The sequence below is a fragment of the Streptococcus parasanguinis genome (assembly GCF_015556095.1).
In the GTDB taxonomy this organism is placed as follows: domain Bacteria; phylum Bacillota; class Bacilli; order Lactobacillales; family Streptococcaceae; genus Streptococcus; species Streptococcus parasanguinis_Q.
The window spans coordinates 1-17,918 of the sequence record NZ_JADNLT010000019.1; the positions used below are offsets into that span (position 1 = coordinate 1).

Here is a 17,918-nt window from a genome sequence, read left to right on the forward strand (position 1 = left end):
CAATTGAAACTGTTAACAGTGATTTTCGTGTAGCAGACGGAACTTTTGAAAAACAGTAATATAATTTAAGTATCTATTTTAAATATACGTGAAATTATCGCAACTGAAATCGGAATAAGAAAATTGATGCAATAGAATATAGAGAAAGCCTTGGAATGATTCCAAGGCTTTTTTAGCTATCTATATATACCTTGTATATTCTATCTGGTTTAGTGTGATATATTCATTGTTAATACTCTTCGAAAATAAAATTCAAACCGCGTCAACGTCGCCTTGCCGTATGTGTAGGGATACTGACTACGTCAGTTCCATTTCAACCTCAAAACAGTGTTTTTAGCAACCTGCGGCTAGTTTACTAGTTTGCTCTTTGATTTTCATTGAGTATAAATAAAAATATGAGTTCTCCTCTTATTTTAAAAAATAATTATTTTATAATTTTTTTATACTTAGTGTAAACTATTCAGTGCGTCCCAAATACGGGAGGTTTGTTTCTGATTTTCATATTTGGATTATAATACTCTCATCAGAGTTACTTAAGGAGTAAGATATGAACCAGATTATGAAACAATATAAATTACTATATTTCTTGCTTATTTTATTAAGTCTGACAAGTGCTCTTTTAATGACATTCTTCTCTCTCCAATTAGGAAGAATACTTGATAGTATATCTAATTCAAATAGTGGATTACTCTTTCATATCACTATTTGTGTAAGTTCGATTTTACTGTGGTTCTTGATTTCTTGTTCCTATTCCTATCTTAAAAACCAATATGTAAAAAAAGTTATTTTAGATCTAAAAAGGCGTCTCTTATTACATTATTTATCGCGTGAATTTAACCAAATTGACAACCGTAACCATTCAGATTTCTTAAATAATATCACCAAAAACAGTGACCTTATTCAAGAAAATTTATTAATCCCTAAAATCTCTCTAATTGCAAATTTAGGGAGCCTTATCATGAGTGTGGTTGCTATTATTTATATAGAATGGCGATTAGCATTAGTCTTTCTTTTATTGTCGAGTCTAACGATTTTTCTATCACAAATTCCTGGAAAGTTAATGACTAAATCAACAAATAATTATTCTCTACAAAATAATCACTATTTGTCAAAAATGACAAACTTTATTAATGGTTTTGAACAAATTAAGTTATTAAATATTCAAAGCTGGACCCAAGAAAAAATTCAGGAAATCAGTTTAGAATTTGAAGAGTCCAGAAAAACATATCAATTCTTAAAAGACTTAGCTTCAACTACTGGAATTTTACTAAGTTTTGGCTCTCAACTATCCTGTATGGTTGCTGGTATCTTTTTTGTAAGAAATAACTTACTGACTATTGGATTACTAGTAGCAAGTATTCAATTATTAAACGGTGTTTTTGCTCCATTACAATCTATTCTTTACAATAAAAATTTAATCAGCAGTAGCAAGTCCATTATTGATAATATCCAAGAAAATTTATATGAGACAAATCATGAAATTTTCCATAAAACAAGGACAATTGATTGTGATAACATTTCGACCATTTCTATTAGCCAATTACATTATGAAATTGAAAATAAAATATTATTTGATCATTTTTCCTATGAATTTAAAAAAGGCAAACGCTATGCGATTATAGGTGCTTCAGGAGCTGGGAAAACAACTTTAGTAAAATTAATACTAAACTATTATTCCAAAAATCTTTATGATGGGGAAATAAAAATCAACGGAAAACAGAATATTGATATTCCCTCAGAGGAGTTATATAAAGATATTGCATTTGTGCAAAAAAATGATTTTCTGATTGAAGGAAATATCCTAGAGAATATCAAACTGTCCAGAAACCTTTATTTAACTGAAAAATTAAGAAAAGCCTTAGGATTTAATGAAGACTTCCTTAATAAGAGTCTATCTCAATCAAATCAAACCATTTCAGAAGGAGAAAAGCAACGAATTGATTTAGCTAGGTTTTTAGCCAAACCATATTCTGTATATATTTTTGACGAACCTACAAGCAACCTTGATCCAATAAAAGCCAAAGCAATGATGGACTACATTCTATCCATTAAAGATGCAATTGTTATTGTCATTACTCATGATCAAAATCCAGAAATATTGGAAGAGTTTGATCACGTTATTACCCTATAGATAAATGGCCTAGTCTACTAAATGAATGATGTGTTTCTCAAAGTATTCTTTGTAATTTTTGTAGATTGTTTTATTGAAGAGTTCGAAAATTTTTAAAGCTTCTTCGATTTTTAAAAGTGATTTTTGATTATGATAGAATTTCAGTTCCAAATATCCATCTAAATACAGCAAAATAGTTTGTTCAAAAAAATCTGTGGAATCCGCTAATATATTCTTCGTAGCCTGTTTTAAAAATAAAGATTCCTCATATAAGTCGTTCTCAATCATTATAATCAAAGAATTGAGAAGTAGTTGAATGAGAGATTGTCTATTTTTAGGTATAGAGCTATACAACTTCCCTTTTTTGAGCGCCTCTTTGGCATATCTAAATAATAAATCTGGAGATAGAACACGACAGCAATTTCCAAGGATGAGCGTTTCGTAATAACCCCAGTTTTCAACAGAAAATAAATAGTTTGTAAGATAAGAGGCGTCTTGACGACTCAATTGATGATTCTTATCCATTCCCGAAACAATACTTTCAATGAAAATAGCATTTAATTTATGGTAATGAGAATTTGTCCTATGAAAAAGTTCTATTTCTTTCTCTACCATATCTAGTAATGCTTGAGAATCTTCATTATATGCGGCCTGTTTAACAGAAGCTATTAAGGTATTAAAATCCGAAGGTTGATAATGATTACAGATAAGCAGAAATTCCTCTAGTGTTACTCCTATTCTTTCAAGAAGATACAATAACTTAAAGACAGAAATCTCTGTTTCTCCTAATTCAAATCTAGATATTTGAGATTTTGAAATTTCAGCACCTGCTAATGAAGAAATAGAAATTCCCTTTTCTTCTCTTATTTTCCTATAAGTTTCACCTAAAATCATATTTATCTCCATTTACCATAAAAAATCATTAGAAAGCGTGACAGATTATGAAAAAATACTATCAAATCTTTTTATTATTATTATTTGATATTATCATTATTATTGGATTATATCAATAAAATTAATGAGTGTGTGAAAATTCAATACTAGGAGAAAATGAAATAAATATTTCCACAATAAAAAGTATGATATCAAGTTTTTTGGAAAGCCTCTGTTTGTAAATTATTTTAACTCACAGTTGATGATTCCACAAATTGAAAAGTTTTAAACTTAGCATTTAAACGCTCAATTTTAATACGTATTACAACTATCTCTATTAAACTTCTTATCCTCTACAGTCGATACATGCTTTTTAGAACTTTTTAAAGGAAAAAAGATATCTCATGAATATTCATAGTATCTAAATAACAAAAACAAGTAATTGCTCTGACAAACTTGACCTATACTTTCTTTAAAAAGAGTAAAATCATGTGTATGACCGTCTCAAAAAACTAATTGACAGGCACGAAGTGTCGTTAAATCGATTATGATTGTGTCTTTATGGTGTATATCTTTTTCCAGGATAATTCTTACTTTGGTTTCTTTTAGGACATTGAAATAGGACTTTCTGTGACATCAATAGCTATAGTGACACTTGTTAATTTTAAGTTTTCTAAGTCAAATAGACTTGAGGAATGAAGAGTGTATTCTACGAATGTTAATGTTCACTAGTCCAAGACCAAAATCAAAAAACTAGAAGATGTTGAGTTGATTAATAGCATAAATAATGCAAGTTCAGAATTAACTGTTTTTCTAGACTTAAAGTTTTTGTGCCTCCTCCTTTACAGTGTTTGGATTTATAAGTTGTATCTAGACAGGATATCTTTGTTGGGAAGGTATCCTTTTTGACACTAATAAATAATTTAAAGTTCTCAGGAGTTAGTTGCATGGTTTTTCGTAAATAGTTTTCTTAACTATAGTATAGCATAGTACAGTATGGCACTTTATTTTTTCCAATAAGTCTATTATACCCCAAGGACAGCTGGTTTTAATTTTTTCTCTGAACTGTACGATTTTGCGCCAGAAATGTAGGAATTACCTTTCGTTGTGATGTGATAAAACTTACAAATCTTTTTTGTTATTCTTGACCTAGTTTTTTAGAAAGAAGGTCTAAGATGTTAAATAAAGTCAAAACTAAAGCCTTAATTAGTGTTGGAGCAGTGGCTGCAACTAGCTTTATTCTCTGAATCTTGCATGATAAGAAGAATAAAGAAATAAAAAGAAAAATCAAAGTGTTTGTTTATCGGCAATCATCACAATTCGGTTTTTTAAAATAGGATGGTATATTTTGTTTCTTTGACCAAACTATGACCAAAATTTGAACAAAAAATAGATTTGACTTTCGGTTAATAATAAGCTTAAAAGTTTTTTGAAGGAATCTATTTAGCACAAAAAAACACCTATTCGGGAAAATAGGTGTGAATGATGTTATTTATATCCATATTGTTTTAGTGCGTTATTATATGCTTCGCTATCTTTAAGATAGTAGTCGTGCTTAACTCCACTAATATCAACAGAAAAGACCCCATCTTTAAATGAATATTCTTCTGTTCGACTTGCAATATTTTGTCCAGTTAATTCGATCGTATTCTTTTTTTTGTTAATGATAAAACTATCGGCTTCTCCATGCTCAATGGAAGCACTATCTCCTTTAATAGTAAATACCAACTCGTTTCTTTCACTTGAGATCCAATAATACTCCCCATCTAAAGATTGGTAGTTGTTTTTTGAGCAAGCAATTAACGTGATTATTGATAACGAAAGTAGTAGTATACCTATTATTTTTCTCATAATCTTTGCCTCCTTTTTCAATATAGTATACCAAAATATCATTACAGAATTAATACAATTAATGTCTGTTATAATAGAAAAATCAGATATTGTCTATTATAACAGACATTCACTAGGCTTAGTCCTGTGAAAGAAATATCTTTATTAATTTTAAAAAAAGTAGTATAATATATTTACCTGAATAGAGTAATTAGTATTGTAGGTTCGAATCCTACCCCCATCATTCGCTCTAATTACTAACTGCTTTGGCATAATTACTTCTGTTCTATTTGAAAAATTTATTGAACTCATTTTTTGGGAAAATAAAACTAACAGTAGGAGAGTGATTTTTATGTTAATTTTTTCAGGAATTCTCCTAATTACATCTAGCGTTAACGGTGGGGTAGCCAAATAGGAAAAGGCGGAGTAAAAGTTAGATGTATATTATGTGAGAGTGAAGATCGTTTTAAAAGCGATCTTTTATTTATAGTACGATTTGTAAGTAAAAGAACAAATAACAAAAAGAGGAGCTTCATACTAAAGTTCCTCTTCTTTATATATATCCGAATCATTATTTTTATTTCAAAAAAGGTAGTGATTCGGTTGATTTATATTGCAATGTAGTGAAATTTAGAATTTCAAAAATCGCTTAAAATCAAGGTTTCTCACATCTATTGACGTGTAGTGAACCCCTATTTCACTTCATACTTTGGGGGTTGATGATTTGGTCACAATTGCCTAACCAAATCCCGATTCACTTTAATATTGCTGATCAGGCCGATAACTTCCAACCAAAACCCCTGGTTGTGTTTGGTCTTCCTATTTTCGATCTCATGGTGCATCTGTTTATGATCTTTATGATCGGACGTGATCCTAAGAATCGCATGATGAATGAGAAAATGGTCAAAGTAAACCACTGGTTGACTCCAATCGTTTCTTTAAGTATCTCCTATCTCATCTATAGCAAGGCGCTAGGATCTACTACCAATCCATCAGTTTTTGTTTCGGTGTTGCTAGGGCTCATCTTTGTGGTCATGGGCAATTACATGCCTAAGTTGAAAGTGAATCACACGGTTGGAATCCGCCTACCTTGGACCCTGCAGAGTGAAGATAACTGGCACAAAACCCATCGCTTGGCAGGGAAATTGTGGGTCCTCGGAGGTTTGATCCTTCTTCTTGAAGCAGGCCCTCAATTCGCTGTCCCTTATGTAATGGGGATCGTCATCCTCATCATTGTTCTCGTTCCGATCCTATATTCTTATCAATTAAGTCGGAAAAATTGTTAGTATAAAAAACAACCAGAGAAGAAGCAGTCGTGAACTGTTTCTTTTCCGGTTGTTTTTGCTTGTTTTCATAAGAATACGCTCTTATACCGATAGCAATTGAAAGTTAGTTTAATTCTTTGTAATATAAAGAAGATTGCATGGTATAAAGCTCTTCATAGTATTTGTTGGTTTTCATTAAAGCGTCATGTTTATCAAATCCTTCAATCCTTCCATTTCTTAATAACAAAATTTTATCTGCTTGTCGGACGCTTGATAATCGATGTGTAATGAAAAATACGGTTTTTCCTTCCGTTAATTTTAAGAATTTCTCAAATAATTCATATTCGGTTCGGGCATCGAGTGCAGCTGTAGGCTCGTCTAGAATCAGTATAGGTGAATGAGAGAAGAAAGCTCTTGCCAGTGCAACTTTTTGCCATTGACCTCCTGAAAGGTCATGACTATGATCAAATTTTTTTCCAAGAATAGTATTTAGATCTGATAGACTACTTTCAAACCCACTGTCCTCTAATGCCTTTAGGATTTGATCATCTGCATTGATCTCCTGTATATTCGAAATGCCCACATTCTCTCTAAGGGTAAGATCAAATTTAGAAAAATCCTGAAAAATAGCGGAGACATTTTCCCTAAATTTCTCTGGGTCAAAGTTGCTAATCGAGATGTTATTGATCAATAATTCACCTTCTTCAATATTGTAAAATCGGGTAAGTAACTTAATCAATGTGGTTTTTCCTGCGCCGTTTTCTCCAACAATAGCAATCTTTTCTCCCTTATTGACACTGAAGCTGATATTTTTTAAGGCATAGTTTTCACTAGTTGGATACTTAAATGATACGTCTACGAAATCTATTTTTTCAATACTTGATGGCACAGCAACTGTAGCACTCTTAGAGTCTGATGGCAGTGCAATAAACTTGAAAAATTTTTCCATATAAAGCAAGGTGTCGTACAGCAAACTAGAATCTTCAATCAATCTTGACATACTATTAATTGCATACACAATACTTGAAGAAAAAAGCATTACAGCTCCAATTCCCAATTGTCCTACTTTGATAGAATAGATGATATAGATAAAACTTCCTACACTTAATAGAGCAGTTAAAATCAAAAAAATGACAGAACTGTTAAATTTTTTTAACCTTGTCTTTTGAATATTTCTTTTTATACTGGAGAAAGATTGAGTATACTTCTTCATAAAGAAGTTGTAGAGGTTGTATAGTCTCACATCTTTGATCGCCTCTGATGATAGCAAAACTTGACTGTAATATTCCAGTTTTCTTGATTCTTCACTGTTGGAAACAAGGACTTCAAAAGCTTGCTGTTGAAGGGAATAAGAAATCAACCCTTGTGGAACTAAAACCAGCAACATGAGCAAGGCAATGACTGGATGAAATGATGCAAATATAACCAGCATTGAAATAAACAGTATTGCATTTGAAATAATACTAGTCCCAAAGACCAATAAATTCACAGGTCTCCAACTGGCTTCTGAACTTAATAATTGAATATCATTATAAAAATTATTGTCTTCAAAATAGTCAATCGTCTGAATTTCCTCAGACTTTTTCATAATATCACAGTTCAATGTATAGGTAAGATCATCTGTTAACTTGCCTTGAATCATTGTTGTTAACGGCGTAAATATATTATTTAAAAGGAAAGCAACACCCCATACTCCAAGCAATAAGAATAATAATTGTTGTGACAGGTTGTTCATTCTATTAATGAGTATATTCGCAATATACAATGATAACGAAGGCAATAATGCCTGGATCGGTATCGTGATAATCAAAATTAAAATATTGAATGGCGATGTTTTCCACAGATAGAGTATACTTTTAACATACAATACAAGGTAAGTTTTATATTCGCTAACTTTAACCATTTGTCCCCCCTCACTAATAAAACTACAAGCTCAAAGAAAATAGAGCTTAAATGAATTTTGACAAAAATAGGTCATTTCTCGAAGTGCTTTAGTATGCTATATCTTACTAATGATGATGATCTTTTTCAGGATTGCTCATAATCTGTGTAAATATTTCTTTATATTTATATTTCAGATATTTTTCGTGTAGAATGAACAAAGCTACGTAAACAATCATAAAAACAATAGATAAATACAGTATATCAAATGTACTATGTCCAAAATAAGTTGCGGATTCATAAGATCCAATAGCTCCTAAGATCAACCAAGGAATGTACTTGTAATACTTCGTTACCATAACACGGATCTCCTTTAATTAAACTAATGAGAATATCTAAAACTAAAAGTCATACCTGTACTTGTAGGATTATAATGATCTAAAGTCATCAAAGTGCTAAATTCTCAAACCAACTTCTACCGCCAATAAATGTGGAAGTTAATTTGTCAAAACAATGCTGTTAAAAAATATAAGGGAAAACTTTTTTGTTAAATAAGGTTATCGTTACTATTAACCAAATATAGTTTTTAGCCAATCAACTATAAGTGGTCTAAGTAATGGGATTAAGAATAGACCTACAATGATACCTAAAATAAATATTAGAGACATTTTTTTGAAGCTTCTTTTGTTCATCTATGGACACATCCCTTCAATGAATGGAATCCCCACCATCGCCAACTATCTAACAAGTTGAAGAGTGGGAGTGATGCTATAAAGAATAAATAGTGATTTTTTTCACGTTTATCACATCTTTCTTTAATATATATTATATACTAAACATATATCGAAATGTAAAAATGTCATATATATACACATAATTAGAGGTGGAGCTGTTATGCGTTGGGATTACGGTACGATCTATAAAAAAATACGGAAATCAAAACATATTAGTCAAGAGGAAGTTTGCGCTGTAGTTTTACTAAATCTCTACGACTATAGATTAAAAATGTATACATTTCTATACAAATAGTAGAAAAGGACTCAGTCCTGTGCAATACAGAACTAAATCCTTTGGATAAATTATTAATCTATCTATTTCGGTGCACTTAACTTTCGGGATGTTTTGTCAGGAAATGAATATGTAACGTAATGAAAATCTGTGCTATTACCCTATTCTTCATTGACTAATTTTTAGGCTTACCACTTGATCAGCTTGTTTCCAAATGGTTGGATTATGTGTTGCAATAATGATCAGACGTTCCTTATTTTTTAATGTTAGGAGTAAGTCCATAATCTCCTGTGAGGTCTCAGGATCAAGAGCGGCAGTTAATTCATCTGCCAAAATTAGAGGAGGATCTTTTAAAATGATCTTTGCCAAGGCTACACGTTGTGCTTCTCCTCCAGAAAGCTCATATACTTTTTGATCTAGTTGAATATAAGATAGTCCTACTCTATCTAATACTTCTTCTTTAGTCTCTCTCTTTTTTTGTTTGTCTAATTTATGACCAATTAATCCCAAATCTAAATTTTCTGAAACAGTTTTATTATCGATTAGTCCAAAATTCTGGAAGAGATAACCGAGTTCATTTCTGAAATAGTTTGTTGGTTTAATCTTTCGTAAATCTTTTCCTTTATATTGAATACTTCCTTGATCATAAGGTTCTAGCTTGGCTACCATATTTAGTAAGGTTGTTTTGCCACAACCACTATTTCCGATAAGAGCATAGACTTTACCTGCATCAAAATTTAAGTTCAAATCACTAAATACCGTCCGGTCCCCAAAGGTTTTTGTTAGTTGATGGATTTTAATCATTTCTATGCTCCTTTCAATATAATACTAGCCATCCTATCTTCCTTACGAGAACGATGCATTAGTATTAAAATAGAATTCAAACCAAAGACGCAAGAGGTTAGAAAGACTACCCAAAGTTTATTTGTTAGCAAAAGACCAATAGCCCCTCCCAAAATGAAGATAACTATTTGCCAGATAAAAAATTTCTGGTGTAACTCAAAAAAATTTAATCCTGATATTTTCTTAATAAGAATAGTTTTACGAAATTCTTCAAAGTAGAGGATTGTCATTGTATTAAAGAGTAGAATTGAGGTAGCAATACCTAGAAAACCACCAGCAATGATTGTCAATATTTCAACTTGAATGTTGTGACTCATACCACGATAAACATAATAGGCAAGATCATACTGACTGATATATTTCTTTATTCCACCTTGTTCAACTAGTTTTTTAGTGGCATCCAAACCTTTAAAATACAGATAATCAGATGGATAAGTGAAGAAATCATTTCGATTTTTTCCAAAAGAGCTTGGTTTAAGGACAATAAGTATAGGATCACTTAGAAATTGTTGATATGAGATTGGTGTAGAATTATATACGAAACGCTTCTTATTGTTTGAAATATAGAAAACACGAGCTTTCATAGCCTGTTGAATTTTATTTCCCTTATCGTTTCGAATCGCTAGGAAATCTTCATAAATTTGACGCAATTTATCTTCTTGATCTTTTAATTTTTCAGGCAATAGTAGTCCAAATTCTCCTTCTCCAAGGCTATTAATGCTCTTCTTATCTTCTTCATTTAATTCTACATTCTGAACATCTAGATAATTAGGAGTCACATATAAGCTATTAGCATACGGATTGTAGTCATTTATCGACATTTTTCCCATTAAGGGATGTGAAGACAGACCTTTTAGATCGAATGATGCAAGTGGATGCTGAACAAGCATTCCTCCATTCTGAATGCCAGTTTCTATGAAGCTTTTCCATTGTTCTTCCAACATTTTTCTACTATCATGATTTCTAGCCTCTGCCCCAAACTCCCTATTTGTTGAAAGCAATACCCAATCTTTTTGATTTGACCATGCTGTATCTCCAGCCTGATGCAATTGCCAAATAGTTGAATAGATACTTGTTCTATGAATGGTAAGTACTATTAAAAGAAAAGCAACCAATTGCCCCAAGTAAAGAATACCCATAATCTGTTTCAAAGGTAACTTTCCTTTGAGTAAAGAAACCAAATGTACCGCTTTAATACTTAAAACATAAAGAAAGCTAAAGAGTATAGAAAGGAACAAAAGTAACAAATTATAAGTTATGCTAGCTGAAAAAATAACTGGAATAGAAAATGGTGTGATATGGAATAGACTTACACCACAGATTCCAAGAAAAACCCCTGTAATTATCCCTAAAAGTAAATCTCCACAATCACTAATCATTGAGTTTCCAAAAATCTGAGTTAGGTGCAATCCAGAAATATATCGAATCCCAACTGTTCGCATTTCCTTGGTTTTTTGAATAATCATTAAGGCTATAAAAGTTAGTAGAAAAATGACCAAAACGAGTAATTGACTACCATTTCCCATATACGTAAATAAGCTAAGAAAAATATTTGGATATGAAACAAATGTTTGTGTGAAACCCAATGATTGAAGTTCATGATTTAATCTATCTAGAGTGAGATTTCCAGATAAAATATAATAATTGGACAATAAGCCACTATTGTAAAAATCTTCTTCACTAGCTTTAACAAGGCCGTTTGGGATATGGCCAGATCCAAATATTGCATAGGAAAAATGAACCTTACCTTTATCGTCTATTGTTTCAATTTGTTCACCAATCACACTGTCTGTTTCATTTGCTAATTGATCTAAACTGTATTTTACCTGATCTTTTGATACCTCTTTGTTCTGGGAAAAAATACTAATAGCTGGAAAACTATTGTGAATAACCACATATGAGGTTGAAAAACAAATCCAAAGTAGAAAACTTGTTATAAAGATATTTGAAAGGATGACAAATAAGCGCTTCATACTTTACTCACTTTCTAAAATTTTCATGAATAGTAATATAATCTTTTCTATGAGCTATGAATTTTTTTAAATCCGTAGTTAAAATATACTGTTTCACCAAAATTTCTATTTATAAAAGCTCTTGAGGTCTGATGAGAAGGAGCGTAAGCATATGATGATTTACTATCTCTTGCACGAGTTACGCTTGACCAGTGATATTTGTAATCATGGTAATAATTTGAAAATGCACCCCAGTTATTTGGATTGTGAAAGCATTAATACAAAAAATAAATAGTGATTTTCTTTTGCATATCTGAACCTCCTTCTTCTATATATATGATATACTAAATACATAACGAAGTGTAAAAATGTAACATTTATACACATAATTAGAGGTGAAGTTGTTATGCGTTGGGATTACGGTACGATCTATAAAAAAATACGGAAATCAAAACATATTAGTCAAGAGGAAGTTTGCCAGGATTACACTTCAAGAGCGCACTTGTCGCGTATTGAATCGAACCAAGTAGTGCCTAGTTTTGAGTTGATGGAGCATCTTCTAAAGCAAGTTGGCCTAGATTTCGAAGAATTTCGATATATATGTCATTCTTACCACCATTCCGATAGAGAAGAAATTATCTTATTGGCAGAAGATAACAATGCCTACCAATCAAATGATAAATTATTGGAACTGAAGAATAAGGGTGTAGCTTATTTAAAAAAACATCCTAATGATATTCCTGTGTCAAATATACTAAAGAGAGTAGAGGTCATTCTTTGTTTACGAGAATCTGGTCCAAATGAAAAGGTAAGAATAATGGCAACGGAAGCTTGGAACGAAATTAAAAATCAGGATGTCTGGTATCATAGTGACCTCAAATTAATTGTCGTTATTTTATTTACACTTCCACTAGAAACAGTGATTTCTATCTGTGATGAAGTGATAGATAGGCTCAATGATTACTCTGATTATACAGAGATTCTTCCAACCAAGTATAAATTACTCTCAAATTTAGCCAGTATTTTTCTATGGAATGGTTTGATGGAGAAATGTACGAGTATCAGTTATCTATTGTTAGATACGGCAAAAAAAAGTAAGCGATATGATTTTCTAGGAAATGCTAAAGTGACACTTGGAATTTGTTTAACTGATAAAAAGTTGGTCGATGAAGGATTGCAACTACTCGAATTAACGGATGAACAAACACTATTGGAAGCATGTCAGTCAGATGTGAATCGTTTTTTCAAGGAATGAGTTTCTAAATGGATTTAGTCATAAAACGGTTTGAAGATATAATCGACATATTGTTGTATCCATGCTCAATGGTTATTGGGTAAGGGATGGCAACCTACACATTATCCCGTTAGATCAGCTAGTTAAGCAATATTTGAAAAAATGATCATTTAATTTAACAAATAATAATTTTGAATTGCACCTCAAATGTTAGAGTTCGTCTAATATTTGAGGTGTTTTTAATATGAAATACAATTATTTTCAATTATCAAATAAAGAGATTTCCGTTCAGAAGACTTTGATAGCATAGTTTGAACCACTAAATACTGAGGAAAATATTTTGAGTTCATTTATCTAAGTATAAAATGTGTATATAAGAGACAATTTGACATTTGCTTTTTTATTTTGTGTATTATTATTCTAGAAAGAAAAAAATAGATTTCAATTTTAAAATCGTTCGTTATCTTTTTATTGTAGATAAATAGGTAATGAAGTAATGCTATAGAAAGGAAAAGTGATTCCATTGAGCTATATAATAAATATGATGGTTTTAAAAAGAAAAAGCTTGATCTAGTTTGGAAAGGATAATGAAAAATGTTCAAATGTTCTAAAATATTAGGTACATTCACAACTGTACTAAGTTGCATTTTATTAGCAGGTAATGTAGTCGCATCAACAAAAACCGAGTCTATTGCATCAGATACAGGTATTATTGATGGAGGAGTCGATTTAAATACTCAGCCAAATGAGGCACCAAAATATTCTGAACGAGCTCCAAGACCGCGACAAAAAGAATTGCCTATAAAATTTCAAACTCAAATTAATGACTATTATTGTGGACCTGCTTCAGCCTCTATGATTGTGACGTCTTTAGGACGGCCACGTTCACAACAACAAATGGCGACACTACTGGGTACTACCGCAAATGGGACAAACGCGGGGAATAATGTATCAAATGCATTAAATACCGTCATGAAAGGAAGTCGATATAAATTCAACTGGGTTTGGCATAAGTATTCAGATATAAATACAATAAAAGATCATATTACTCATGCTATTAGCTATGGAAACCCTGTCATGGTTAATACCATGGAAAGCCCTGGTGATTGCTACTTAGCAGGTCATAATATTGGTACAACACTTTATCATTATGGTATTGTTGCGGATTACTTTGATTATGGAAATACTGTGACATATGTTGATCCAGGATATGGAAGATATAATGGTTTTCGTATGAATCAGCGTGTTTCTATTAAAGATATGAGTTATGCTACGGGTGGTCGTGGATATGCTTGGTAGATTATAAGTCAGGAGGTATAGGCTGATGAAGAAAAAAGATCTTGTCAAACAAAAATTTTTAAGTTTTATCATCATCGGTATTATCATTCTCTTATCAGCCTGCACTCTTGTAGGACCACAAAAGAAATCTCCTTCCGGTAGTACCAATGTGTCTAGGAAAATAGGATTCGAGGAAAGAAAGGCAGAAGATTTATTAAAAAATTCTATTTCTATCCCTTATCCAGATGGGAAAATCTTTACACCTACCGCACTGTCAAATGATGGGATTGCCTATGGCGAGGCTGTTGACCAAGGACATGATAATCAGAATTATCTTGCCAGTATGAATTTACATACCAAGGAATTTCAAAAGATAAAAGATGTTGAAAAGACATCTAATCTGACTCATGTGGCTGTCAGCTATGTTGATCATGATATTGTTGTTTTTGAAGAGTATGATCAACTCAATCAGACAGGGATTTACTATCTTTGGAAGATAAAGGACAAATCTTTAACGACACTGATCGATAGGAGACCTATCGGAACGGTTCCAGTTACTCAAGTAGCTCGATCCAACCAGAAACTCTTTATAAATTATGAAGTAGGCGATAGCCTATATCAAATTGAAGAATTTGACCTTGAAACAGGGTCTCATCAGACGATTGAATCAGAAAATAGCGGTTTTCCGAATGTCTTTAAAGATTACTTGTATTATGTACAAATTGATAACACGGCTTTAACTACAAAAATTGTAGCCTACTCCTTAAGTAATAGACAGAAAAAAGTTATAGATCAAACAAAGGATGATCAACGCTATTATGTCGATTTAATGACGAATGGGCACAATCTCCTATACTTGGTTGCAAATAATAAAGATGCTTCGTTTACCTTCGAAAATAAAAACCATAAAAAGATATTTTCTACTTCACAGGCAGAAACCTCCATATATCGCAATATTTATCTCACATATATGGGAGAAAGAAGAAGTGAGGAGCGTGTTAAATCTCAATATTATTTGTGGGATTTAAAGCATCGGATTCATTATTTATATGATCATGGCCCCATTTTACTATCGGATAAAGGGATTCTATGGATTCAATTCAAAAAGAAGGATAGTGAGATTCCAAAAGGTGAAATCTATCGAAATGAATACTCCGTAATGCGCTATCAGGAATGGTAGAAAGGAGAAAAATCATGAAAAAAGTTCATTTATTCCTTGTACTTCTGACTTTGCTTGGTTTATCTGGCTGCACAGAGACACCAAAAGAAAGTAAAACAAGTCCTTCCAGCTCTCGTAAGGTCACACCCTCTTCATCAACAACAGTTAGTGTAAAAACAAAGGAGCGTACAGAACCTAATCCTCCAATGCCAGCAGAGGTAGCAGAGCGATTAAAAATTAAGGAAGGCGGTGCAGAAGCTGGAACTCAGCAAACATTGCCATCTTCAAGCGAGGAACAAGCTTCATTGAAAGAGAATACGCAACCTTCTCAATCGGTCAAACAAGAAACATCGTCCAAAGAGAATCAAGGAATCCGAAAACTATTGCCTATTTCTTTAAAACTTCAAGAAGAATGGTATTTCTGTGCTCCTGCGACAGTCCATATGATGCTGGCTAGTCGAGGGGTTAGCGTCTCTCAACATCAATTGGCTAAGGAAATGGGGACTTATAATCCCTATGGGACTCATAATCGGGATGCGATTCGCGTATTGAATCAGAATCTATTTGGCTATCCAGAACCAAGTGGAAATCAAGCTGGTTATCGACTAGCTACTGTAACGGACGCTCGTCCAGATTCTGAAGATATCCGAATCTTTAAAGAACGCGTGCGCAAAGATATTGATGATGGCTATCCTCTCTATTACACCTTCAATGTAGCACAAATCTATCCTGGAAAAAGTGGGGAACATAATGTGATTGGAGTAGGCTATGAACTGACAGCAGATGGCAAGGACATCTCAGCAATCTATTATCTAGACCCCGATACACATGTACAGGATCCAACCTACGGAGGCTTGAAGAAACTGACACCAGAAGAGTTATTAGCAGCCATGGTTACATGCGGTGAGAAAAATTATGCTTGGTGAGAAAGTGAGTCAAGAAAAAGATAGTAGGAATGATATATGAAACGCTCTTATCTTTTTGGGATTTTATTTCTATTCTTCCTTTTGCTTTCTTGTTCTAAGGTCCAAATACCAATGTTTCAAGTTGATCCAGAATCGAATCTTTACTTGGTCACCTCAAAAAGTATTCAATCATATACTAAGAAAGAGAATAAGCTCGAGTTACATCGAGTAGAAAAAATTGATGTAGCAACGTATGTTAATCTCTGGTTTTCGTGTTTAAACAGTGGTGATAAGATGATCATAACTGAAGGTGATGATTTTGCACCAATAGATCATCAAAATATCATTTCAATTGATTTTTCCAAAGGCGAGATAAGGAAAAATCATACTAAGAATTATGCAATGATGGGATCAGGTATCTCTTCTAATTACTTTTATACTGCTCAAACAGATGCAAACTCAGGAATATTAACAGTCTTTTCTCTTAATGGAAAGCAAGTTTTTCAGAAAAAATTTAACCAAATGACAGCAATTTCGAGTCAGATTGTTGCAAATAATTCTAACGTATATGCTGAGATTGCTTATCAAGATCCAAAACGAAATCGTCCAGAAGGCGTGCTGGATTCAGATTTAATAGTACTAAATGAAAAAGAGCATTGGAAAGAAAAAGATAGAATTCGATTAACTTCAGATGGTAAAAAGGTTGAAATGTTAGAAGGCTTGGCAATTATCAAAGATAGGGCATTCGTAAGTATCTCTGCAATTCGTGATACAGATACTTTTGAGAAGGTGGCAGGAAACCAATTGTTGTCAATCGATTTGCACACTGGAGAAAGGAAATTATTTACCTTACCCAATTCTTATCCTAATATGCTTTATCCAAGTCCAGATAATCATTACCTTGTCGTCAAGCACGAGGTAGAAGGAAAGAATATTTTATCTGTTCTTGATTTACAAAATGAAACTATAAAAGCGATTGTGTTGGATGACAATTCAGGTGAAACACCAGAGGAAATAAATTCTTTTACAATTTCAAATGAAAATATGTTGTATCTAGCTACTGATCAACATTTATTACAATATAGTCTCAAGGATGCTAAGTTGATTGAGAAACAGAAATTAAAATTGGGAAAAGATGATTTTCCAATCGGATTAAGAATCGTAGAAAAAGACTTAGGGTCAAATTAATAATAAACAGCACCCCAAAAGATAGATGTTATAATCTATCTTTTGGGGGTGTTTTGTTATGAAAATTAAAATGAGAACTTCAATGGACTACTAAGAGAGTTCATTCCAAAAGAGGAGTTTGTTAAAAGAACTAAATCATAATCTTTTAGAGGACTATACAAATGCTACCAATGAAAGACCAAGACAAATTCACACCATTACTTTTTAAGATTACGAAAGGCAATTTCTCCAACAGCCATTGGGATTACGTTTGAAGTGTTGACATAAGTCTTAGTTGTAATCGTATCACTATGAGTGAGTGCTTCAGAAATAGCTTCCATAGAGGTTCCAGCCTGTTTAGCGAGTGTAGCTCCTGTATGTCGTAATTTATGAGGGGTTGCATGTGCGAGTTC

The 17,918-nt window shown here is 32.5% G+C and carries 14 protein-coding genes and 3 pseudogenes; 9 read left to right on the forward strand and 8 right to left on the reverse strand.

Annotated elements, in window-relative coordinates; translation table 11 throughout:
* Nucleotides 1-547: 547 nt before the first annotated feature.
* The gene (locus I2E70_RS10065; RefSeq protein ID WP_013904653.1) at nt 548-2,131 is read left to right on the forward strand and encodes an ATP-binding cassette domain-containing protein; all 1,584 of its coding nucleotides are present in this window, start codon (nt 548-550) and stop codon (nt 2,129-2,131) included.
* Nucleotides 2,132-2,140: 9 nt separating this feature from the next.
* On the opposite strand, the gene I2E70_RS10070 is transcribed toward I2E70_RS10065, so the two are convergent.
* Nucleotides 2,141-3,004, reverse strand: coding sequence for a helix-turn-helix domain-containing protein (locus I2E70_RS10070; protein WP_041818440.1), 864 nt, complete (start codon nt 3,002-3,004; stop codon nt 2,141-2,143).
* A gap of 1,154 nt (nt 3,005-4,158) precedes the next feature.
* On the opposite strand from I2E70_RS10070, the pseudogene I2E70_RS10075 reads away from it, so the two are divergent.
* A pseudogene (locus I2E70_RS10075) lies at nt 4,159-4,227 on the forward strand (peptidylprolyl isomerase); the annotation flags it as partial.
* Nucleotides 4,228-4,471: 244 nt separating this feature from the next.
* On the opposite strand, the gene I2E70_RS10080 reads toward I2E70_RS10075, so the two are convergent.
* The gene (locus tag I2E70_RS10080) at nt 4,472-4,834 is read right to left on the reverse strand and encodes a hypothetical protein (RefSeq protein ID WP_049492991.1); all 363 of its coding nucleotides are present in this window, start codon (nt 4,832-4,834) and stop codon (nt 4,472-4,474) included.
* Nucleotides 4,835-5,487: 653 nt separating this feature from the next.
* Here I2E70_RS10080 and I2E70_RS10085 point away from each other — a divergent pair.
* Nucleotides 5,488-6,099, forward strand: coding sequence for an SdpI family protein (locus tag I2E70_RS10085; RefSeq protein WP_267472627.1), 612 nt, complete (start codon nt 5,488-5,490; stop codon nt 6,097-6,099).
* Nucleotides 6,100-6,202: 103 nt separating this feature from the next.
* On the opposite strand, the gene I2E70_RS10090 is transcribed toward I2E70_RS10085, so the two are convergent.
* From I2E70_RS10090 to I2E70_RS10620, 5 genes and pseudogenes are all read right to left on the reverse strand, one after another.
* Nucleotides 6,203-7,981: an ABC transporter ATP-binding protein gene (locus I2E70_RS10090; protein ID WP_049492989.1), complete on the reverse strand. Its 1,779-nt coding sequence runs from the start codon at nt 7,979-7,981 to the stop codon at nt 6,203-6,205.
* A gap of 106 nt (nt 7,982-8,087) precedes the next feature.
* The gene (locus I2E70_RS10095) at nt 8,088-8,318 is read right to left on the reverse strand and encodes a hypothetical protein (RefSeq protein ID WP_049492987.1); all 231 of its coding nucleotides are present in this window, start codon (nt 8,316-8,318) and stop codon (nt 8,088-8,090) included.
* 817 nt (nt 8,319-9,135) lie between these two features.
* Nucleotides 9,136-9,771 carry an ABC transporter ATP-binding protein gene (locus I2E70_RS10100; protein ID WP_003003180.1) on the reverse strand — a complete coding sequence of 212 codons (636 nt, stop codon included), beginning with the start codon at nt 9,769-9,771 and terminating at the stop codon, nt 9,136-9,138.
* Between the two features lie 2 nt (nt 9,772-9,773).
* Nucleotides 9,774-11,783: a DUF1430 domain-containing protein gene (locus I2E70_RS10105; RefSeq protein WP_049492984.1), complete on the reverse strand. Its 2,010-nt coding sequence runs from the start codon at nt 11,781-11,783 to the stop codon at nt 9,774-9,776.
* A gap of 47 nt (nt 11,784-11,830) precedes the next feature.
* A pseudogene (locus tag I2E70_RS10620) lies at nt 11,831-11,998 on the reverse strand (lactococcin 972 family bacteriocin); the annotation flags it as partial.
* A 170-nt stretch (nt 11,999-12,168) separates the two neighbouring features.
* Here I2E70_RS10620 and I2E70_RS10115 point away from each other — a divergent pair.
* From I2E70_RS10115 to I2E70_RS10140, 6 genes and pseudogenes are all read left to right on the forward strand, one after another.
* Entirely contained in the window at nt 12,169-13,017 is an 849-nt protein-coding gene (locus I2E70_RS10115) for a helix-turn-helix domain-containing protein (RefSeq protein WP_195424637.1), read from the forward strand.
* A 573-nt stretch (nt 13,018-13,590) separates the two neighbouring features.
* Entirely contained in the window at nt 13,591-14,295 is a 705-nt protein-coding gene (locus I2E70_RS10120; protein WP_023919417.1) for a C39 family peptidase, read from the forward strand.
* Between the two features lie 25 nt (nt 14,296-14,320).
* Nucleotides 14,321-15,454: a hypothetical protein gene (locus I2E70_RS10125; RefSeq protein ID WP_023919415.1), complete on the forward strand. Its 1,134-nt coding sequence runs from the start codon at nt 14,321-14,323 to the stop codon at nt 15,452-15,454.
* Between the two features lie 14 nt (nt 15,455-15,468).
* Nucleotides 15,469-16,359: a C39 family peptidase gene (locus I2E70_RS10130; RefSeq protein WP_023919413.1), complete on the forward strand. Its 891-nt coding sequence runs from the start codon at nt 15,469-15,471 to the stop codon at nt 16,357-16,359.
* Nucleotides 16,360-16,395: 36 nt separating this feature from the next.
* On the forward strand, nt 16,396-17,526 hold the full coding sequence (locus tag I2E70_RS10135; RefSeq protein WP_023919411.1) for a hypothetical protein: 1,131 nt from the start codon (nt 16,396-16,398) through the stop codon (nt 17,524-17,526).
* Nucleotides 17,527-17,595: 69 nt separating this feature from the next.
* A pseudogene (locus I2E70_RS10140) lies at nt 17,596-17,734 on the forward strand (IS30 family transposase); the annotation flags it as partial.
* Here the strand turns inward: I2E70_RS10140 and I2E70_RS10145 are convergent.
* On the reverse strand, nt 17,724-17,918 hold a 195-nt coding region (locus tag I2E70_RS10145), incomplete at its 5' end, for a tyrosine-type recombinase/integrase (RefSeq protein ID WP_195423973.1). The pseudogene I2E70_RS10140 and the gene I2E70_RS10145 overlap by 11 nt on opposite strands.